Raw genomic sequence first — 21,008 nt, forward strand, 5'->3', positions numbered from 1 at the left:
GATCGGGGCCGGAATTGACGGAATCGGAACTATTTGTTGACCCGGCCGGGGCACCGTTGGGCGGCGCAGGGGCTGTGACGCCCAAAAAGTGGCTGCAGAGCTTTTCCAGTGACCTGGAACATCTGGGCTGGGAAGAGGGCTGTCAGCTCGACGTCATGGAGGACGGAACGCTGCTGTCGAGTTTCAAGATTGACCCGGCAGAGACCCAGTACCTGGACGTGCAGGGCCCTCCAACCTTTTCGCTTGCCCTTTGCTTTTCGGGCCGGGGGGAGTTCGCTGTGGCCGGTGGAACGCCCATGCGTGTGGAAACCGGGGCGGCTTTGCTGTTTCACAGCTCCACGCAGACCTCTGGCAAGAATGTGGTTTTCCCGGACGGTCCGTTCGAGATTGTCGACATCCGGTATAGCACTGCATTCTTGTCACGGATTGGCGGCATGCCGCTCAACCGGCTGGCCCATGATCTGGTGACCGACTATAGCGGCCCGCAAGAAAACGCAGTCTTTTTCGGCTTTCAAGCGCCGCCGTTGCTGCTGCAGGAGGCGCGCAAGATCGCGGCCTGCCCGTATCCGCCGGGTGCGGTCCGAACCCTTTATCTCTATGGCGCCGCGCTGCAGTGTCTTGCGCTCACCTTTGAATTCATGGCGCAGCCCTATGGCCAGACGGCGGCCTTGTCGCACGGGGACCAGCGGCGGATCATGCAGGCCATCCATCTTCTGGAAACCGACTTTCAGAACGCTTGGACAATTGCCAAACTGTCGGATACCGTCGGGTTGTCTGCAAAGAAACTGAAGTCAGGTTTCCGGGCCAAGATTGGCAAGACCGTGGGCAGCCATTTGCGGGATGTGCGCCTGGACTGCGCCGAAAAGATGCTTCTGGACGGCAAAAGCGTCACTGAAACCGCATTTGCCTGCGGTTTCAACAATCTCAGCCACTTTGCAAAGCTCTTCAAAGCGCATAAGGGGCTTCTGCCCAGTCATGTCTGCAAAACCTGCTGACCGTCATCCTTCAAGGGGCCTTCGATCTGCAGCGCCTTTTCACAAAACGACAATGCCGGAATGTTTGGCCTTGTGCTCCGGCTCGACATGAATGGTGATATGGGCGCCGGGAACGTCTTCTGTGATGGCTTCTTCAATCCGGTCGCAGATGGCATGGGCAGCATCGACGGACATGGAGCCGGGCACCACGAGGTGGAAATCGATAAAGGTGGACTTTCCGGCGATCCGGGTCCTGAGGTCATGGGCTTCCAGCGCGCCTTCACCCTGTTCGGAAATCTGCAGCCGGATTTTTTCCAGGACTTCGGCTGAAGCGGCCTCGTCCATCAGGCCGCCGATGGACTCCTTGACCAGCTGCCAGCCGGACCACAGCACCGTCAGGCCGACCAGAACGGCCAGGGCGGGATCGAGGATCGTCCATCCTGTTGCAAGCGCCAGCACCACGCCGGTCAGCACCCCGGCGGAGCTGAACACATCCGTCAGCAGGTGTTTGCCATCCGCCACCAGAGCCGGGGAACGGGTGCGCCGTCCGGTTGTCATCAGGTGACGCGCCCAGGCGCCGTTGATCAGCGCCGCCAGCAGGTTCAGGCCAATGCCAAGCGGTGACAGCACCGGGCTGTCGCCTTTGGTAAAGCCCGCCCAGGCCGCTATGAAAATGGAGACAGCTGCCAGAACGATCATAACTCCCACCAGAACGGCCGCGAAATATTCCGCCTTGTCATGTCCGTAGGGGTGGTTGCTGTCCGCCGGTTTGGAGGCAAACCAGATGGCGGCCAGGGCGGCCAGGGAGGAGGCGATGTTGACGGTGGTTTCCAGCGCGTCTGACAGAAGCGCAACGGAATCGGTCAGAAAATAGGCGCTGGTTTTCAGTCCGAGAACAGCCAGGCCGACAAAGATGCTGATGATGGCAACCTGAAGCCTGATCCTGCCATCCATGTCCTTCCCCTGACCTGTTGAAAGAGCCGGGCAAGGGGTATCAGTTTTTCAAAAGGTTACAAGCCGTCGGACACGGTAATCCTGAAGATTCTCGGAGTGCCGAAATGGCCTGGAACGTCAAAGCGCTTTTATCTGATGGATCTGAACCTTGGTGGGGCTCAGGATCCGTTGCGCCTGTCCATCACCGCGGCGCCGATGATCCGGCCGGGGCCGTCCTGGTCCTCGATCTGGACGAGAACCGCGCAGCGGGCGTCGCCCTTTAGCATGAGTTTGGACTTGGGCATGCGGAAGGTTTCCGTGCCGCCCTCCCACACACCAATGGGCTGAAGCCGCTGGACCACGTTGACATAGTGGATCTTGCGGCCCGCATTCTCGCCCCGGCCGATATCGACCGTGGCCTCATCCTTGATGCGCATGAAATAGACCGTGGCCATCTTGGTGCCCGTTGGCAATATGCCGTCCACTTTTGCCTGGACAACCCGGTCGGTGATCTTCAAATCGACCTGTGCGGTAAAAGGCTGGGTGCGCGCGAGCGCAGCACGCAGATCCTGCTCCCGGCTGCCGATCACATGTTCCTCGCCGTTGATGACCATTTGCGGCGTATAGACGGAGCGGTCGCCGCGCTGGGCCGCATAGGCACGCTGGCGCTGGGAATTGGCCGGGCTGGCAAGCGTGTCCTTCCAGCCGAGATAGTCCCAGTAGTCAACGGGCAGCAGGATGGTCAGGAGATCCTTTTCCTCCGTGCTGAGCCGTTCGGCGAGGCGGTCTGCCGGCGGACAGGACGAACAGCCCTGGCTGGTGAACAGTTCCACCACTTTTTGAGGCTGGGCCGCAGCAAGAGGCACCAGGGCAAAAACCCCGGCCAGACTGGCGGCGGCGAAGAGCATTGTCCGTAAGGCCCGCAAAGGCTTCCGGGGAGCAAGACACACCATTTGGAACGAATCCTATTCTTGTTTCCCCGTAAAATATGCAACCGGGCCTTCAATCGCGAGTCACGAGCGGGTGACTTTGAGGGCTTTCATCAGGAATTCGCGGAATTGTGTTTGAAAGGCGCAGGTCCGTTACCGGTTCCGTGCAATGATCCTGGCCAGTTCGGGCAGGAATTGGTCCCGGTAGGCGACCGGGGTCAGCGGGCCGATGAATTTGTAGCGGATGATGCCGTCAGCATCGATCACGAACGTCTCGGGAACCCCGTAGACACCCCAGTCGATGGCGGTCCGGCCCGCCGGGTCGGCACCGATCAGATCGTAGGGATTGCCCAGACTGCCCAAAAACCGCCGGGCATTTTCCGGCTTGTCCTTGTAGTTGATGCCCAAAAGCTGAATGCCGTCAACCTTGGCCAGATCTTCCAGCAAGGGGTGTTCCTGCCGACAGGGCACGCACCAGGAGGCAAAGACATTCACGACAGAGACTTTTCCAAGCAGATCGCTTTTGGCGAATCCCTGGACCCCGGCCCCGTTCCGGGTGAGGCCCGGAACGGCCGTCAGGGCAAAATCCGGGGCGGGTTTGTTGATCAGGGCGGAGGGGATGGTCTGGGGATCATTGCCCAGGGTCAGTTGAAACAGAAACAGACCGGCCAGCGCGGCAAAGACGATCAGCGGCAGCAGCACCAGTACCGGCAGAGGACGTTTTTCCGCCGCAGAGGCTGTGTCCGTGTGCGGCGGTATGGTCTCCGATATGGTCTCCGGGGGGGCGTCCTGAGGAGGGGTGTCGTGCGGGCCGTGTCTGTCCATGTCTGTCATGTGTCTGTGGGCCGGGCACGGGAAATGCCCTGCTCGGCCAGGTCCTTCAGAGCGCGCTCCTGCTGGGCTTTGTCAATCCGGACCCACAGGATCAGCCCGAGCACCGTCAAAAGGCAGAGGGCGTAGGAGGCCAGGATAAAACCGGTATGGGGTCCAAAATCCATGTGCTCACTCCGCAGCCTGGGGTGCCGCCGAGGCGGGGCCGGAAACCGATTGTTCTGCGGCCCGCCTGCGCAGGGTACGCACCCGGCGGCGCAGGATTTCATTGCGCATCGCCATCAGGTGCAGGACCACAAAGAGCAGGGTAAAGGCGGTGGCCATGACCAGAAGCGGCCACAGGAGGGTCGGGTGAATCGTTGGCCCGTCCAGCCGGACAACGCTTGCAGGCTGGTGCAGTGTGTTCCACCAGTCGACCGAAAACTTGATGACGGGCAGATTGAGAGCGCCGACAAGGGTGAGCACCGCAGCGGCCTTGCCTGCCTTGATCGGGTCATCCATCGTCCGCCACAGGGTCATCAGGCCGAGATACATGAGGAACAGCACCAGAACCGAGGTCAGGCGCGCATCCCAGACCCAATAGGTGCCCCACATGGGTTTGCCCCACAAGGATCCCGTGACCAGCGCCATGAAGGTGAAGGCCGCGCCGATCGGCGCGGCGCTTTTGGCGGAGACATCGGCCAGAGGGTGTTTCCATACAAGCGTGCCGATGGAGGACAGGGTCATCACCGAATAGCACATCATGCAGAGCCATGCGGCCGGCGCATGAATGAACATGATGCGCACCGTGTTGCCCTGCTGGTAGTCTTGGGGAGCTGTGAAAAAGGCCATATAAAGCCCGGCGGCGAAGGTCAGCACACACAGGCCCGTCAGCCAGGGCAGGACAGCCTGCACCAGTCTCAAAAAGCGGGTCGGATTTGCATATTCCCAAAATGCCATAGCGTCTTATTTACGTCACTCTCCCTGCAACTTCAATGGAAGAGGCTTTGCTGCGGCGCATTGCGTTTGGTCAAACGTGCCGACGCTTTTCGGGGACGACCGTCCAAGGGGGCTGATCGATAGCGAAATTCCGCTATGAATGAGGCGCTGGTCTTTCAGGGCAGCGCGCGCAGCAGCGGCGCTGCAAACCCTGCGCTTGCCAGATAGCGCAAATGTGATGGGTTGAGGCCCCGCCCCACTCCTGACAGGGCGCGGAGGCTGTCCCGCCGTTCCCGCCCTCTGGTCCTGTCTTAATCGGCGGAAAACCGCAGGGCTGCTGCGGAGGCGACCGGTCCGACCACGGTGGAGATCAGTGTCAGGGCGCACAGGATCAGGAACGGCGTCATGAAGGGCACGGGGTCGTGAATGGCCGCGTCTGCCGCGCTGACGCCGAAGATCAGGACCGGAATGGCCAGAGGCACGACCAGCACGGCCAGCAGCAGGCCCCCCCGGCGCAGGGAGACGGTCAGGGCTGCGCCGATGGCGCCAATCAGCGTCAGGGCAGGCGTTCCGGCCAGCAGGGTCAGGGTGACGGCGCCCATGGACACCGGGTCGAGATTGAGAAAGAGGCCCAGAAGCGGGGCAGCGGCAACCAGAGGCAGGCCCGTTGCGACCCAATGGGCCAGGCATTTGATCAGCACCACCAGCTCAAGCGGCCGGCCGGCCATCAGCATCAGATCCAGAGTGCCATCCTCCCTGTCCGCCTGAAACAGCCGGTCCAGTCCGAGCAGGCTGGCCAGAAGGGCACCGATCCACAGGATGGCCGGGCCGATCCGTGCCAGCAGATTGAGATCCGGTCCGACGCCGAAGGGAATGACGGTCACGACCGCCAGAAAGAACAGCACACCGACCAGGGCACTGCCGCCAATGCGCACGGCAAGGCGCAAGTCGCGCCGGAACAGCGCCAAGGCCCAGCCAGGGGTCATGGCAGATCCTCCGCACTAACTGCCCGGTTCTGATTGGCTGCGGCCAGATGGAGCACCCTGGCCGGGGAGAGGGGAAGATCGGTATGGGTTGCGGTCACGATCAGTCCGCCATCGGCAAGATGCGCTGACATAAGGCCAAGCAGGAGCTGTTCGGACGCCTTGTCGAGGGCGGAGGTGGGTTCATCCATCAGCCAGAGCGGGCGCGGGGTCACCAGCAGACGGGCCAGCGAAAGCCGCCGCCTTTGCCCGGCAGACAGATAGGCGGCGGGCAAATGGGCGGTGTGCCCGATGCCGAGCCTGTTGAGGGTGGCCAGAGGGGGGGTGGTGTCGCCCGTAAACAGTTCACCCTGGCTGGGCGCTGTGAAGCTTTGCCAGAAGCTCAGGTTCTCCAGAACGGACAGCGCCGGTTTGACCGCGTCCTGATGGCCGAAATAGTGGGCGTGCTCGTGCATTGGCTTACCGGCGTCGCAGCCGTCCAGGTGCAAGGTTCCGCCGGTCAGCGGCACCAGTCCGGCCAGGGTGCGCAGGAGCGAGGATTTGCCGATGCCATTGGCGCCGGTCACGATCAGCGCCGTTGCCTGGTCCAGCATAAAGGACAGATCCTGAAACACCCGGCGTCCGCCCCGGTCAATGGATAGGTTTTCGGCTATGAGTTTCAGAACAGCGCTCCGCGTGAGGCAACCACATGTCTTGTTAGGTTTTCAGGCAGGTAGCATGCAAGCAAATTCGCTTGCCTTAATCGGTATCAAATCCGGAAACAATTGGGGGCGGTGTTTACGGAAACCGGATTGAGGTCCTGGAGAAACGGCCCCAAAGCTCAAGACCTGGTCACTCGAAAACGGCTTCCATCTGGTCAAGCCCGCCGCCTTCCTTGATCTCGCGCAGGCGCAGATAGAGGAGCGTGGTCACAACGACCATAAACCCGATCATCAGTGCCAATATACTGATACTGGTAACAACCTTGATTGCGACGGCCGCTCCAAACGAGAATTTGGTGACAACCAGTGTCAGCAGCGTCTCCACAACGGACAGTCCGAGTTGCATCAGGATCGTGCTGACAGACGCGACAAAAAGAGCTAAAAGAACCTGGAGCCGATAGCCTTTTGTGAGTTGGATGCTGCGTTTTGCGCTGCCAAACCCGGCCTTTTCGATCACCGCTGCAGCGGGGATCAGACAGCAGGCAGCCACAAACCAAAGATAAAGCGCTGCGATGGCGGGGATGGTTAGAACTGCGAACAGCTGCGAAATGCTGATCAAGGCGGCCATGGCGATCTGAGCCAGCGCCAGGACACAGCAAGCGGCGACCCCTGTCAGAAAGATACTGGGTGTTGCCTTTAAAGCTGGCGCCAGCTGCCGCCAGAAAGGTTCTGAGCTTTGCCGTTTGATGTTGGCAGTCATTTTGGAAATGCAGGCTGCGGAAAGCGAAAGGGCGAGGCCAATGCCAAGAAGCACGACAATAAGAGCCGGCAAATACCCGAAATTGCTGAGAGAGGGGGCTGAAAGGCCTATTTTACTGAAACTGGACGACAGCATGTAGTAGGGAAGGATGGCCAGCGAGAGCGGGATGGCGCAGACAGGAATGACTTTGAAGGCGTTCCTGATGAGAAGTGAAAAGCTCTCATTGACCAGCGTTCCAACTCCGAGATGGTCTTTTGGGGAAACGACCGGTGCCGCTGCAGGTTGACCCGCGTCACTGGGGGTTTCCATATCGGAAGAGGCGATATCCGCAGTCGTGTCCGTTGGTTGTTGCACGTTGAAAAAACCTGTTTGCTTTGAGGCTCGTGGGGGAGGGGTCGTTTTGGATCCGATGCCGGGCCCGGAGAGCCGCCGCGCAGGAACGCGGCGGCCGGGGAGCGCATACCCCCTTTTTCGCAGAGATCGGGATATGCACGTTCTGTTTGTATTTACATCTACGCGGTTTCAGCAAAAGCCAGAACCGGTTTTGCTGGGCAGGTTTGGGGAGCGTCAGTCGAACACGGCTGCGATCTGGTCGACATTGACGCCTTCCTTGATCTCGCGCAGGCGGGCATAGATCAGGGCAAGCAGCACACTGGTATAGCCTGCGCCCAGTGCGGAAATTCCGGTGAACAGAATGACCCCGATCACAAGCCCAAGAGTGCCGATAGACGCGATGAGCCCGACCACAAAGAAGGCGGCGAGCGAGAGGATCATGGAGAGAAGGGCGGCCAGGATCAGCGCTCCGACAATCGGCCAGCGGTATTCTTTGGTCAGTTCACGGCTGCGGATCATGGCCCCGAACCCGGCCCGCTCAATCACCGCAACCGGGGCGAAGACAGAGAAAACGGCATAGATCCAGATGCCGGGAACAATGAACAACGCGAGGCCGATGCCGGAGAGAATGGTCAGGATGATACTCATCACCGTCAGGGGGACGACAACGCTGAGGGCCGGGCCGACATAGCGGCCAATCTGAATCGGACGGGCCAGTTTGGCGTCATAGGCCAGTTGTACCAGCAGCGCGGTCGTGATGGCATAGACAACCATGCTGACCACGATGGACAGGAGACTCGCAAAGATGCTGGCAGCTCCTGGGTTTTGAGGCGTTTCCAGGCCAAGCGCCGCATTGAAGCCGATCAGGAGACCGGAAATCAGAAATCCGATCAGGGTCGGGAAAAAGCCGATCAGAATGACCTGGATAAACTTGCCGAACAGGATGGAAAAGCTGTCCCTGATGAGGGTGCCGACGCCAAGCGGGGCTTTGGGCTGGTCTAGCGCTATATCTGCCAAGGGATAGTCCTCCTTAAAAAGTGCAAAAATAGACTTCTATCAAACGAGATCCGTATTCACTCAAAACAAAAGCCGGACGGCGATGTCTGCTGCAAAAAAAACGCTGCGGAAGCATTGCCGTCCGGTTTGGTGCGTATCAGTCGAAAACGGCCGCAATCTGGCCGACACTGACACCTTCCTTGATTTCGCGCAGGCGGGCATAGATCAATGCCACCAGAATGCTGCCAAGGCCGGCGCCGATTGTAGAAATGGCTGCAGACAGGATGATGTCCAGGATCAAGCTTCCGAAAATGGCGGAGATGATGCCGGTCAGGAATTCGGCGACAATATTGATCAAGATGGAAATGATCATCAGCAGCACAATCGCGCCGACAATGGGCCAGCGGTATTCCTTGGTCAGTTCGCGGCTGCGGCTCATGGCCTTGAACCCGGCATTTTCGATAATCACTGCAGGCGCCACAACGGCAAACACCGCATAGACCCAGAGGCCGGGGATGACGAGGGCGATCAGGCCAAGCATGAAGAGAATGCCGACCACAAGCCCGAGCACGACAAGCGGGACGAGCGCGGCCATGGCGGGACCGAAATACCGCCCCAGTTGAATGGGCCGCCCCAGCTTGGCGTCATAGGCCAGCTGGATCAGGAGCGCTGTCGTGATCCCGTAGACAACAATGGAAATAAGGATTGTCAGTAAGACCGCAAAGCCGAAACCGGCCCCTGGAGCGCTGAGGTCCGGGGCGCTGGTGCCAAGAACGACGCTGAAGCCGAGCAAGGCCCCGGACAGGATCAGGCCGACCAGGCTGGGGCCGAAGGCGATCAGAAAGATCTGCGGAAATTTGCCGAACAGGATGGAAAAGCTCTCGCCAACGAGTGAACCAATTCCGAGCGGCGCTTTGGGCAGGCGGGCGGACATATCGGTCATGGGGTGGGTCCTTTGCAGAAAAGTCACTGGTATTAAGAGAATGGAAAAGGCTTTGGTTTTGAGGAGGACGGGTTTTCAGAGAGGGGGCGGCAAGGTCTGGTCACGAAGCTCATGAGCCGTTCCCTTCCGTTGCATAATGTTTGTTCTGGCGCCGGTCACCGAAGAGCTGACGCTGTTCCAGGTGTTCGCGCTGGGCCTTGTAGAAGGCCTGAAGGAATTTCAACCGGTCAGCGGGGGGGACCGGTTGGGCATAGCCGATTTTCTTGCGGATCTTCTCCACAATGGCAGCGATGGTCTGGGCGCGCTGGGCGGCGCTGTCGCCACCGGGTGCGCTGCTTTGGGCCCGTAGCAGGGTTTCAAGCGTCTGCAGCTCGAATGCGCCGTAATGGTCCAGCTGGTGGGACAGGAACACGAATTCCTTGCGGTTCGTGTCCAGCACCCTGGCCTCGCTGGCCAGATCCTTCAGCAGGACCGGAACAGGCAGGTGGATGACATGGGTTCCCGCCATCATGTCGCCAAGGCGACGCTTGTAGCGATCGAATGCGGGGATCAGGAGGCAGGTCAGGATCCAGCCGAAGGCCAGAAGAGAGGCAACCGGAGAGTCGGCATCCAGCATCAGGACAAGGGTGCCAGGCAGGAAGACTTCCGCCTCCTTCATCATATTGCGCAGAACCAGCGCATGGGTCGTCAGCGGTCCGCCGTCATGGGAGACAACCTTGATCTTCATGATCCGCTTGCCGAGGGTCTGGCCGTTCCACAGCAGTTCGGTGAGAATGTAATAGGGAACGCGGATGGCGAAAAACAACAGCGCACCGATGGCGGTGATCGTGTGGGGGGCCGTGATGCCGACAAAGGCGAGCACGACCATGAAGCTGCCAAAGGCGAGAACCGTCAGGACAATATCCAGGGTCTGGGCGCCAAGCCGGACCCCGACCCCGGCAATCTGCATGGTCAGGGGCACGCCCTCCGGGGGCATCAGCTGATCCCGGGGCGGCTTGTTTTGTCCGGGGGTCTTTTTGCGCAGCTTCAGGATCATCTGTGCTCCCGCCCGCCAAACACAAACCAGGTCAGCCACAACAGACCAATGCCCCAGCCGATGATGAAGCGCATCGAAATGTCCTGAACCAGCTGACGGCCGAAGCCTTCCAGAAAGGCGGCAACCAGCAGCATCAACGCGGCCACAAGCGCCAGTTTGAGCGCATCCCGGCCCGCATGGCGCAGGGCCGCAATCCGGGAGGACTCTCCGGGAAAGAGCAGCGCTGTTCCCAGTTGCACCCCGCCTGCACACGCAATGCAGATGGCCGACAGTTCCGTCACGCCGTGGATGGACAGCCAGCCGGCAATGTCCGGGCCAAGGCCCCGGTCCACATGAAGGGCCAGGAACGCCCCCAGCATCAGGCCGTTGTAAAAGGTCAGCAGGAGGGCGGGGAAGCAGGCAAAGACCCCAAGGCCGAACACAAAGATCGCAATGCGGGTGTTGTGGGAAAAGAGGTAGGAGGCAAAGGCGCCAAGGCCCGAGGAATCCGGGTCTTCATCATAGATCACGGCCCTGAGGGCTTCGGCCGTTGCATCCGGGCCGCGCCCGCCAGCCAGTTCCGACGGCATGAACACGTAGTACCAGTCCTGGCTTTCGAAATAGAGCAAATAGCCGGCCAGCACCCCGAGTGCCATGGTCAGACAACCGACCAGAAGGAAAGGCCAGGACCGGCGCATGGCCTGGGGCGCGCTGCGGGTGAAGAATTTTTGGAACAGGCCGCCCAGACGCTCCTGGGGGGCGTAGACACACAGATAGGCGCGGGCGGTCAGGGCTTCCAGATAGCCGAGCAGGGCCTTGTCGAGGGAAATTTCGCGGGCGATGGCCAGGGACGTGGTCGCCTGCCGGTAGAGCGAGGCAAGATCCCGGGCCTGGGCATAGTCCATATGCTGCAGCCCCATGCGTTCAGCGGCAAGAACCAGCCGCTCCAACCGTTGCCAGTCCGCCTCCCGCTCTTTCCGGAACCGCGCGGAGCGCATGAGATCCTGATTGTTCATCAAATCATCTCCCGCGCCTTGATATCCAGATAGGCTGAAATAAGCCGGGCGGTGACCGTGTTGGGTTTGGCATCGACAATGGTGACCCCCAGGCGGGCCAGCCGTTCGAGCACAAGGCGGCGCTCGTGGATCGACTGGTTGGCCGCCACCAGCATTGCCGCCCCTTCCAGATCATCCGGCGCGGTTTCAACCATGGCCTCCAGATCGGGATCGCGGATCGCCACGAAGATCAGCAAATGGCGCTTGGCCAGAATACCGATATTCTCGATCAGGAGTTCGGCCGATGTGGTGTCGATGAAATCGGTGAAGACGATGATCAGGCTGCGCTTGGGCGTGCGCGCATTCAGCTCGGTCAACGCCAGGGTGTGGTTGGTTTCGCGGCTCACATAGGACAGCTCCGCCGTCCAGTTGCGCAAGCGGGCAAAGGCGGTCCGCCCGGGCGCGGGCGCTGAAAAGGTGCGCGGGCGCACATCATAGGAATAATAGCCGACCAGATCCCCGCCGACAGCGGCCGCCCAGGCGGTGGCAAGGGCTGCGGTCACCGCATGGTCGATCTTCGGCAGGCCGCCGATTTCCTCGCGCATCAGGTAGCCGTTGTCGAGCGCGATGATCACATGATGGTTGCGCTCGGCCCGCAGCTCCTTGGCCACCAGCGAGCGGCGCCGGGCGGAGCGTTTCCAGTCGATCGACTTGATGTCCATTCCCGGAATGAAGTCGCGGAGCTGATGAAATTCCGAGCCCTCCCCAAGCGCCCGGTTGTCCTTGACCCCGTAAAGGGTCGACAGCACCGTGGTGGTGATCTCGCCGGACTGGATCTGACGGATGTTGGGAATGACCCGCAAGGTGGCCCCCAGCTTCAGCCGGGGAACAAATTCCAGCAGGCCGAAGCGGGACCCCCAGAACAGCCACAGATGGTCCAGCGGCCACAGACCGCGACGGACCGCGCGCACGGGCACAGTCGCGGCGGCAGAGCCGCCCGGCCCGGTCTGAAACGGAATGATCCGGCCGCCGCTGAGGCCGTCGGGCCAGTCAAGCTTGGCCTGCAGCGCCTGCGGTGCGTGGTCCAGGCGCAGCTGGAGCTGGGTGGTTTCGCCGACAAAGATGTCCGGTGGCGCCTCGAATGACAGGTTTTGCGGACGCTTCAAGGACGTGGCCATGTCGAAGGCCACGGCCAGCCCAAGCAGCAGCCAGGGCAGCAGTGCCAGGTCGCGCAGGGCCGTACTCGCCAGGATCAGAAACAGCGAGATCAACAGGGCGCCCGTTCCCAGCGCGAGCAGTCTTTTGGAGGGCCGGATCAGCGGGGGGCCTCAATCTGGTTGAGAATGTTGTCCAGGACCTGATCGGAGCTGCGGCCTTCAATTTCGGCCGCCGGGCCCAGTACGATCCGGTGGCGCAGCGCGGGGATGAAAAGCCGTTTGACATCGTCGGGAATCGCGAAGTCGCGCCCGTTGAGGGCTGCGGCGGCCCGTGTGGCGCTGACCAGCGCGTCGGCCGCCCGGGTGGACGCACCAAAGGCGATTTCCGGGTTCTCCCGGGTCGCGCGTACCAAACGCAGGATATAGGCGAGAATGTCGTCCTTCAGGATGATGCCGTCGATCAGCGCTCTGGTTTCCGAAAGGGCTGCCGCGTCCAGCACCTTGGACAGGCCAGAGGTTTCGCTGCCCGCTTCCAGCGGCTGGGCGGCGTGCTGGCGCAGGATGGCCATCTCGGTCGCCTCGGGGGGGAAGTCGATCATGAGCTTGAACAGGAACCGGTCGAGCTGGGCTTCGGGCAGGGGATAGGTGCCCTGCTGCTCAATCGGGTTCTGTGTGGCCACCACGATGAAATCGGAGCCCAGCGAGTGGTCCGTGCCGTCAATGCTGACCATACGCTCGTTCATGGCTTGCAGCAGGGCGGCCTGGGTCTTGGGTGGGGCCCGGTTGATCTCGTCGGCCAGGAGCACCTGGGAAAAGACCGGGCCCTTGGTCAGCACGAAGGCGTTGGTTCTGAAATCGAAAATGGAGGTTCCCAGAACATCGCCGGGCATCAGGTCCGGGGTGAACTGGATACGGCCGAACTCAAGGTCGAGCGCGGCGGAGAAGCTGCGCGCCAGCAAGGTCTTTGCGGTGCCCGGAGGGCCTTCCAGCAGGATATGGCCACGGGCGAACAGGGCGATCAGCAGGAGGTCGATGATGTTCTCCTGACCGAGAACCGTGCGTCCGATCTCGGCTCTCAGGGCATCCGTCCGTTGGCGGAGGACTTCAAGCGTCATGGGTGATTTGCTCCAAAACCTGTTCGAATTCGTCAATAAGGTGAATGGCATCCGCAGGTGAAATACGGGCGGGCAGGTCACGCACCTGGTCCAGTACAGCACGAAGCCTCGGGGCTTCAGCCGGATATTGCCGTTCCGCATAGCCCAGGAACGTGTCCTGCCGGGAATAGTGCCGGGCATGGGCCGGGCCGAAATGAGCGGCGGCGGCCGCGGCAATCCGCGCTGCCACATAGTCGCGCACCAGCGCGCCGTCCTGACCTGTCAGGCGCATCAGCCGCGCCCGGGCGGCCACCGCAAGCGCCTTGCTGGCCCCCTGGCCGGTGCGCTCACGGAGAACGGGGCCGTAGCGCAGCGCGGCCCGCCACATAAACAGGATCAGAAGCAGGCCGGCGCCGAGCCACAGGATCAGGAAGGGGGGGGCGAAAAAGCGGGCAAGGTCTGACCAGGTGCGCTCACGTTCCGGTTCGGAGCGCGGATCGCGCAGCCAGGAACTGCGGCTGTAATCGATCACGATGTTGCCCTCGTCCTTCCGCTCAGAGAGAAAGCCAAGGGCGATCCGGGCATTGTCGCCAAGGCGCAAGCCGTGATTGTTTATCAGATCCGGGTCTGACAGGATCAGCACACGGTTGCGGCCGCCGTCTTCCTGTTCATCTTTCCCGATCTTGAGCGGGCAGTCCGCCAGGATCATGGCGGAGGGGCTTCCGATCAAGGGGGTACAGTCCGCGTTCTTGAAGGTCTGCGGACTGTAGATCTCAGCCGTCAGGTTGCGGCCCTGCGGGTCTTTAAAACGGAAGGGGGTGAACGGGCTTGCGGACTGGGTCAGCTCCGGTGTGCCTCTGGTCAGGGCGGCAAGGGTTTGTTCGACCCGTTTGGCCTCAAGTAACAAAACCGGATGCGCCCGGCCGGTGAGGCGCATGCCGCTTCGCCATTTGGGCAGCACGAGCAGGGTCGGGACTTTATGTGCCTTGAGCCGGATCTGGACCGGATCAAGGTCATATTCGTCCTGCTGCTCCAGCAAGGCTTCCTTTGTGGTGGGGCGCTCGCGTGCGATGCCAAGCGCCGTATCATAAATTGGCAGGATCAGAAGATCGACCGATGTTTCGTCAATCGGCCAGCCGCCGGCAAAATTGTAACTGTTGACCCCATTGGCGGTGAGCCAAACCTGCAATCCATCCAGACCGGCTGCCGAACTGCGCAGGCTCTGCTGGCGCTGGGACAGCACATACCAAAGCCCCAGAAGCGCGATCACACAGATCGCGGCAATGGCCACCACCTCAAGACGCGGGCCGCCGGCGCGTGGGCTGGTGTCGGTCTGGCTCATGCGGTGCCGGCCGAAAGCAGTTGCTGACAGGAGGAGACATGGGCGCTGAACTCGTCCTCGGACACGTCCCGGTCGCCGAACTGCACCCGCTCGCTGGTCAGGACGAGGCTGCGCAACAGGGACTGCTGTGCGGGCTGAAGCGGAATGTGGCCAATCGTGTCGCGCGCGGTCCAGCTGCGCTGCATCAAAACGCCGTGGCCGGTGGCAAGCGTTGCCAGCAGTTTCTGGGTCAGGAGCACCAGGGCGCGGCGCCGGTCCTCAATCTTCATGATGTCCTGAAAGGAGCCCAGCTTTTCCGCCCAGGCCGGGGGAGCCCCCTTCATGTGCCGCCGCTGCCGGTCCGGGTTGGCCGCGTCCCGGTCCAGGGAAATGGCAATGTCGCCGCCAAAGCGCAGGATCACATAGACAATCCCGGCCAGGAAAAGACCAGCGATGAGACCCACGGTCCAGCGGGACATGGTGACCCTCTCCGGGCTTGTCTCGTCCTGCTTTTCTGTTTCGGGTTGTTGCTGTGTGTCCAGCGCGGGCGCGGGTCCGTCAGGGTCGTAATAGCTCACGTCTGTGGAGATCCCGCGCAGGCGGACTGCGTTCAGATAAGCCTTCCCGGCGTCGTCGATCTCGACAGGGTCTTGTGCCGGGGTTTGGGCGCTGGCTTGAAATGCTGAGGCGGCAAGGCCGAAGACAAACGCAATAATCAAAAAAAGACGCATGATGCATTTGATACCGAGTGCGGATTAAAGGCACCATAACCTGCCGGTTACCAGAAGGGTAGGTAGCCTTGCCGATCTTTTTACGGCGGGCGAGGACTGTGAGTTTTTTGCCGCACACGCGGTTCTGGAAATATTGGGACATACTTTATACATAGCGCGGGCAGATGGGTCAGGATCAGCTGCGCTTGGTATGAATCCAGAAGGATCTTGATTTTGTATACTTTTGTATGCAATATAGGGAAGCGCTTCAACAATCACCGGTCAACTCCTTGCAGCAGGAGGCTGTCAGCCCCATTTTCTGGGGGCTGGAGCAGGTGTTCTAAAGACCGGGCCTGAGTATTCTGATGGGGCGGCAAAGCGGCGTGACCTCAAGGATAAGCTGTGACTGTCTGGCGCGCCGGCACAAAACAAAGGCCTGAAACGGGCCGATCCAAAAAAGGCCCGAAACGGGCAAGAGCTCCCAAGGCGGAGCGACCAGAGATTGTGACAGGCCGCCGCCCGGAGACGGCGCGGAGGCCACGGACCCTTAAGGAGATCGCACGCCGTGACCCAGTCCCTTGATAGCTTCAAATCCAAAAAGACCCTGCAGGTCGGGGGAAAAACCTACACTTACTTTTCCATTCCCGAGGCCGAAAAGAACGGCCTCGACGGGGTTTCCAGACTGCCATTCTCGCTGAAAGTGGTGCTTGAAAACCTGCTGCGCTTTGAAGACGGGCGCACGGTGACCAGGGAAGACATTCTTGCCTGTGCCCAATGGCTGACAACCCGCACGTCCTCCCACGAAATATCCTACCGCCCTGCCCGGGTCCTGATGCAGGATTTTACCGGTGTTCCGGCGGTGGTGGATCTGGCGGCAATGCGCGATGCCGCCGTCAAGCTGGGCGGGGATCCGGAAAAGGTCAATCCGCAGGTGCCGGTTGATCTGGTGATCGACCATTCGGTGATGATCGACTATTTCGGCACGCAGGATGCCTTCAAGAAGAATGTGGATCTGGAATATGAGCGCAACCGGGAACGGTACGAGTTCCTGCGCTGGGGTCAGTCCGCCTTTGACAACTTCCGCGCGGTCCCGCCCGGCACCGGCATCTGCCATCAGGTCAATCTGGAATATCTGGCCCAGACGGTCTGGACCCGGGAGGAGGGCGGCGAGACCATTGCCTATCCGGATACGCTGGTTGGCACGGATTCCCATACCACGATGGTCAACGGTCTGGCGGTTCTGGGCTGGGGTGTCGGCGGCATCGAAGCGGAGGCGGCCATGCTTGGCCAGCCGATTTCCATGCTGATCCCGGAAGTGATCGGCTTCAGGCTGACCGGCAAGCTGAATGACGGCATCACCGCCACCGACCTGGTGCTGCGGGTGGTCGAAATGCTGCGCCAGAAGGGCGTTGTCGGCAAATTTGTCGAATTCTATGGCCCGGGCCTCGATAATCTGTCGCTCGAAGATGCGGCCACTATTGCGAATATGGCCCCGGAATACGGAGCAACCTGCGGCTTCTTCCCGGTGGACAGCGATACGCTCAAATATTTGGAAGCGACCGGCCGCGACAAGGAACGGGTGGCTCTGGTGGAAAGCTATGCCCGGGCCCAGGGCATGTTCCGCTCCGGCGGCGAGGAGCCGGACTTCACCGATACGCTGGAACTGGATATTTCCACGGTTGTTCCCTCCATCTCCGGCCCGAAACGCCCGCAGGACCGGATCAATCTGGCCGATGCGGCCGAAGGCTTTGCCACAACCATGGCCGAGGAGTTCAATAAGGCCGATGCGATGACAACGCGCGTTCCGGTGCCGGGCAAGGATCATGAGCTGGGCAATGGCGATGTGGTGATTGCGGCCATCACCTCCTGCACCAACACCTCCAACCCCTCGGTTCTGATCGGGGCCGGGCTGGTGGCCCGTAATGCATTGAAAAAAGGTCTCAAGGTCAAACCCTGGGTCAAGACATCGCTGGCGCCGGGCTCCCAAGTGGTGACCGACTATCTGGCCAAGGCCGGCGTGCAGGTGGATCTGGACGCACTCGGCTTCACCCTGGCCGGCTATGGCTGCACCACCTGTATCGGCAATTCCGGTCCGCTCGATCCGGCCTACTCGCAGGTGATCACCGACCATGACCTGATCGCCTGTTCGGTCCTGTCGGGCAACCGCAATTTCGAAGGCCGGGTCAATCCGGATGTGCGTGCCAATTATCTGGCATCACCGCCCCTGGTGGTGGCCTATGCCATTGCGGGCAGCATGAACATCAACATCACCAAAGACCCGCTGGGCGAAGATCAGGACGGCAATCCGGTCTATCTGAAGGATATCTGGCCAACGGCGGAGGAAATCACCAGTCTGATCCGGGCGTCCATTACCGAGGAGATGTTCCGCGAACGCTATGGCGACGTCTTTAAAGGAGATGCGCAATGGCAGGCGATCAAGGTGGAAGGCGGCCTGACTTATGGCTGGCCGGTCTCCTCGACCTATGTGCAGAACCCTCCCTATTTCGAGGGCATGACCATGGAGCCCAAACCGCTGGAAGACATCAACGGCGCAGCGGTCATGGGGCTCTTTCTGGACAGCATTACCACCGACCACATTTCCCCGGCGGGTGCCATAAAAGCGGAAAGCCCGGCAGGCCAGTATCTGAGCGAGCATCAGGTGGCCCGCAAGGACTTCAACTCCTTCGGCTCGCGCCGGGGCAATCATGAGGTCATGATGCGCGGTACCTTCGCCAATATCCGCATCAAGAACCAGATGGTGCCCGGCGTTGAAGGCGGGGTAACCATGAAGAATGGCAAGAAGGAGTGGATCTACGACGCCTGTATGGAATACAAGGCCGCCGGCACGCCGCTGGTTGTCTTTGCAGGCAAGGAATACGGCACCGGCTCGTCACGGGACTGGGCCGCCAAGGGCACCAAGCTGCTCGGTGTGCGTGCCGTCATCGCACAGTCGTTTGAGCGCATTCACCGCTCCAACCTGGTGGGCATGGGCGTCTTGCCGCTCACCTTCAAGGAAGGGGAGAGCTGGCAGTCCCATGGCATTCGAGGCACGGAGCGGGTCACCATCACCGGCGTCGCCGATATCAAGCCGCGCCAGATGATGGATGTGGAGGTCACCTATGAGGACGGCACCACGAAAACCATCGAATGCCTGTGCCGTGTCGATACGGAGGACGAACTGGAATACATCAAGGCAGGCGGCATCCTGCACTACGTGCTCCGCAATCTTGTGGCGGGCTGATCCGGCTTGATCTCTGTTGAAACTTGAGTTGTGCGGGCCCTTCGGGGCCCGTTGTGGTTTGTTGATTTTTCAAAGTTTTTCCTAGATTTGACGAACTATAAAATCCGTAAAACAGAATTTACGACGCCTTAATATTTTAATACATAAGTGATTTACGGAAAGAAACGATGCCTGGAAGATGTAATGACTGTTAGTTTTACCGATGAATCAGGAATTTTGTTTGTTTCTGTTTTGCTTTTAATTTTAATCATATTTACTTTCATATTCTGGTTGCTTTTGTCTGGTCTGCGCGAATTCTTGATCGGCCGCCGCCGCAGGCGGCAGGCAGCGGAGTTGTTTGTTGGGACCGACCGGGTGCAGGCGGTGCTCGCCCAAAGTGAATTCCGGGCCTTGAAACGGCTCCGGCGGGCCGGAGGCGCTGTCGCCGGTCAGGCTGGACGGGCCCGACAGGCTTACGCCCAGCCTGTGCCGGACGTCCCTTCTCTGCCCGAGCCGCACTTCGATTGTGGTACCGGGGTGCGGATTTCGGGAGGCGCGACTGCGCTGGCCGAACCGATCCAGGTGGTGGAAACCGTCTCGGCGGTGCTTCGGCGGCAGGTGCCGATCCGGTCCGATGAATCGCCGCGTTCCTGGTTCGGCGGCCTGCCGATGATGCCGGAAACCGTGCCCTGGCCCCGGGCCACCATGCCGGACCAGCTGCACAAGGGAGATGTGCCCTTGCATTTTCTGGCGCAGCTCTGCTGCTCCGATCTTCCCGAGGACTTGTGGGGCGGGCTTGGGCCGCGCGATGGCTGGCTGCTGTTTTTCGTCAATCCCAGAACCTGCGCACTCGATGGCAACGGCAATGGCTGCCGGGTCATTCACACAAGGACCCTTGGCGTGGAACGCCAGCCGCCGGAAGATCTCGGGCCGGTGCATGACGGGGTCTGCGCGGGGTCTGACTATGGCTATCTGCAGGGAACCGGCGACGTGCCGGCCCTATGGCGCCGCTGGCCGCTGGATCTGGTGATGGTGCCCAATGCCATTCCGGATCCGAAGGGACTGAAAGTGACGCCTGAGGGGTTTGCCAGCACGCTTTATGCCCGGCTGGACGTGTCGGACGACCAGCACCCGCCCGCACCTGCCCCTTTCACCGAGCGCATGGCACTGGCCGTGCTGTCGTTCATCTCTGCGCGGCTGGCCAAACATCCGCTGAAGCCTGATCTCCCAGAAACGGTTGTGGATGGCCTGCGCGATTCAGAGGCTTTTGCAAGGCTTGTGCCGGACCTTCCCGCGCAGGAGCAGGCCATTGCGGATCTGCGCCTGTCTCTGGAGCAAGCGGACAGGGCGGAGCGGGCAGACGATCAGGAGCGCCTGCGGCATATGGAGGGGCGGCTCGACAGTCAGAAGCGGCTGGCTGCGCTTCTGGAGCGCTATCCGTCTGCCGAGGCCCTGCGCACCTATTGCGCGGACGCGGCCAGGGCCAATGACATCTGGCGCCAGAACGCCTTGCGCGATCTGCGAGACATGCGGGCTCAGTTCAACAAGGACGCGCTGGACACTCCGTTGACCCCGGCAGAGTGGCGGGGCATTCAGGACTATCTGAAATACACGCGGACCAGCCAGTTCAACTTTCTGGATTTTGGGGAATTCAGCAGCATCCGGCAGCGCTTTGCAGCCGATGAGGATCAGATCTCCCTTTGGAGCCTTTATGATGTCAATCATCTGCGGCTTTGGGAGTATGTTGCCGACTACTACACCGATCCGGAGCGGCGGCATCTCGTACCGGAAGACGTTCTGGCGCAGTTCCTGCCTTGCTGGCGGCATCTTTACGACAACCGGGCGCACCGGTCCGGCGGGGCCTTTGATGCCTTGCAGTCCGCCCCTCAGACCGGCCCAACCTCCCATGTGACACTGTTGCATGTTGCCAGCGACACGGCCATGAACTGGCTTTGGGGCGATGCGGGCATCCTCTATGTCACGATTTCCGCCCAGGATCTGGCGGATGGGGCTTTTGAACATGCAGCAGCGGTCATGGAATGCTACTGATCCAGCCGCCCATTTTGAGGCTTGCGCCTGGACTCGGCGCTGCGATTTGCTGCGTCAGAGCATGGACTTGGCGGTTTCCGCGGGGCTCATTTTCTTAGCTGGGCACCCGCAACAACCCGCTATTTTGAGGCGTCCCGACGGCTTTCAGCCATGAGGCCCGCGTTTTTGCCCCGGATCGGATTGATCCGGGGGTGTTTCATCGATTT

At 60.8% G+C, this 21,008-nt stretch carries 19 protein-coding genes; 3 read left to right on the forward strand and 16 right to left on the reverse strand.

Annotated elements, in window-relative coordinates; all coding sequences use genetic code 11:
* The first annotated feature begins 14 nt into the window (after positions 1–14).
* Complete coding sequence (locus tag ACXAH0_RS19020; RefSeq protein ID WP_475194179.1) at positions 15–995, forward strand: helix-turn-helix transcriptional regulator; 981 nt, start codon at positions 15–17, stop codon at positions 993–995.
* A gap of 39 nt (positions 996–1,034) precedes the next feature.
* Here ACXAH0_RS19020 and ACXAH0_RS19025 read toward each other — a convergent pair whose 3' ends face one another.
* From ACXAH0_RS19025 to ACXAH0_RS19100, 16 genes are all read right to left on the reverse strand, one after another.
* Positions 1,035–1,928 carry a cation diffusion facilitator family transporter gene (locus ACXAH0_RS19025; protein ID WP_475176152.1) on the reverse strand — a complete coding sequence of 298 codons (894 nt, stop codon included), beginning with the start codon at positions 1,926–1,928 and terminating at the stop codon, positions 1,035–1,037.
* A gap of 158 nt (positions 1,929–2,086) precedes the next feature.
* A complete protein-coding gene (locus tag ACXAH0_RS19030; protein ID WP_475176155.1) occupies positions 2,087–2,815 on the reverse strand; it encodes a DUF1223 domain-containing protein in 729 nt (242 codons plus the stop codon).
* A gap of 174 nt (positions 2,816–2,989) precedes the next feature.
* Entirely contained in the window at positions 2,990–3,661 is a 672-nt protein-coding gene (locus ACXAH0_RS19035) for a DsbE family thiol:disulfide interchange protein (protein ID WP_475194207.1), read from the reverse strand.
* Positions 3,662–3,666: 5 nt separating this feature from the next.
* Positions 3,667–3,834 (reverse strand): heme exporter protein CcmD, encoded by a 168-nt coding sequence (ccmD, locus tag ACXAH0_RS19040; RefSeq protein WP_475194180.1) that lies wholly within the window; start codon positions 3,832–3,834, stop codon positions 3,667–3,669.
* Between the two features lie 4 nt (positions 3,835–3,838).
* Positions 3,839–4,606, reverse strand: a complete 768-nt coding sequence (locus tag ACXAH0_RS19045) for a heme ABC transporter permease (protein WP_475176159.1) — start codon at positions 4,604–4,606, stop codon at positions 3,839–3,841.
* 290 nt (positions 4,607–4,896) lie between these two features.
* Positions 4,897–5,571 carry a heme exporter protein CcmB gene (gene ccmB / locus ACXAH0_RS19050; protein WP_475176164.1) on the reverse strand — a complete coding sequence of 225 codons (675 nt, stop codon included), beginning with the start codon at positions 5,569–5,571 and terminating at the stop codon, positions 4,897–4,899.
* Entirely contained in the window at positions 5,568–6,230 is a 663-nt protein-coding gene (ccmA, locus tag ACXAH0_RS19055; protein ID WP_475194209.1) for a heme ABC exporter ATP-binding protein CcmA, read from the reverse strand. The genes ccmB and ccmA overlap by 4 nt, the downstream gene beginning before the upstream one ends.
* A gap of 169 nt (positions 6,231–6,399) precedes the next feature.
* Complete coding sequence (locus ACXAH0_RS19060; protein ID WP_475176169.1) at positions 6,400–7,323, reverse strand: hypothetical protein; 924 nt, start codon at positions 7,321–7,323, stop codon at positions 6,400–6,402.
* A gap of 213 nt (positions 7,324–7,536) precedes the next feature.
* Complete coding sequence (locus ACXAH0_RS19065; protein WP_475194184.1) at positions 7,537–8,319, reverse strand: hypothetical protein; 783 nt, start codon at positions 8,317–8,319, stop codon at positions 7,537–7,539.
* A gap of 136 nt (positions 8,320–8,455) precedes the next feature.
* Entirely contained in the window at positions 8,456–9,241 is a 786-nt protein-coding gene (locus ACXAH0_RS19070) for a hypothetical protein (protein WP_475194188.1), read from the reverse strand.
* Positions 9,242–9,350: 109 nt separating this feature from the next.
* Positions 9,351–10,277: an RDD family protein gene (locus ACXAH0_RS19075; protein ID WP_475194190.1), complete on the reverse strand. Its 927-nt coding sequence runs from the start codon at positions 10,275–10,277 to the stop codon at positions 9,351–9,353.
* A complete protein-coding gene (locus tag ACXAH0_RS19080; RefSeq protein ID WP_475194191.1) occupies positions 10,274–11,272 on the reverse strand; it encodes a stage II sporulation protein M in 999 nt (332 codons plus the stop codon). Before ACXAH0_RS19080 ends, ACXAH0_RS19075 begins: the two co-directional genes overlap by 4 nt.
* Positions 11,272–12,522, reverse strand: a complete 1,251-nt coding sequence (locus tag ACXAH0_RS19085) for a DUF58 domain-containing protein (protein ID WP_475176195.1) — start codon at positions 12,520–12,522, stop codon at positions 11,272–11,274. The genes ACXAH0_RS19080 and ACXAH0_RS19085 overlap by 1 nt, the downstream gene beginning before the upstream one ends.
* Positions 12,523–12,566: 44 nt before the next feature.
* Complete coding sequence (locus tag ACXAH0_RS19090; protein WP_475176198.1) at positions 12,567–13,523, reverse strand: AAA family ATPase; 957 nt, start codon at positions 13,521–13,523, stop codon at positions 12,567–12,569.
* Positions 13,513–14,844: a hypothetical protein gene (locus ACXAH0_RS19095; RefSeq protein WP_475194194.1), complete on the reverse strand. Its 1,332-nt coding sequence runs from the start codon at positions 14,842–14,844 to the stop codon at positions 13,513–13,515. Before ACXAH0_RS19095 ends, ACXAH0_RS19090 begins: the two co-directional genes overlap by 11 nt.
* The gene (locus ACXAH0_RS19100; protein ID WP_475194197.1) at positions 14,841–15,554 is read right to left on the reverse strand and encodes a DUF4129 domain-containing protein; all 714 of its coding nucleotides are present in this window, start codon (positions 15,552–15,554) and stop codon (positions 14,841–14,843) included. Before ACXAH0_RS19100 ends, ACXAH0_RS19095 begins: the two co-directional genes overlap by 4 nt.
* 544 nt (positions 15,555–16,098) lie before the next feature.
* Between ACXAH0_RS19100 and acnA the strand changes: the two genes are divergently transcribed.
* Positions 16,099–18,774 (forward strand): aconitate hydratase AcnA, encoded by a 2,676-nt coding sequence (gene acnA, locus ACXAH0_RS19105; RefSeq protein ID WP_475194199.1) that lies wholly within the window; start codon positions 16,099–16,101, stop codon positions 18,772–18,774.
* A gap of 333 nt (positions 18,775–19,107) precedes the next feature.
* Positions 19,108–20,802, forward strand: coding sequence for a DUF1963 domain-containing protein (locus ACXAH0_RS19110; RefSeq protein ID WP_475194202.1), 1,695 nt, complete (start codon positions 19,108–19,110; stop codon positions 20,800–20,802).
* The last annotated feature ends 206 nt before the right edge of the window (positions 20,803–21,008 follow it).

Source organism: Roseibium sp. AWQ4_290 (assembly GCF_056160985.1).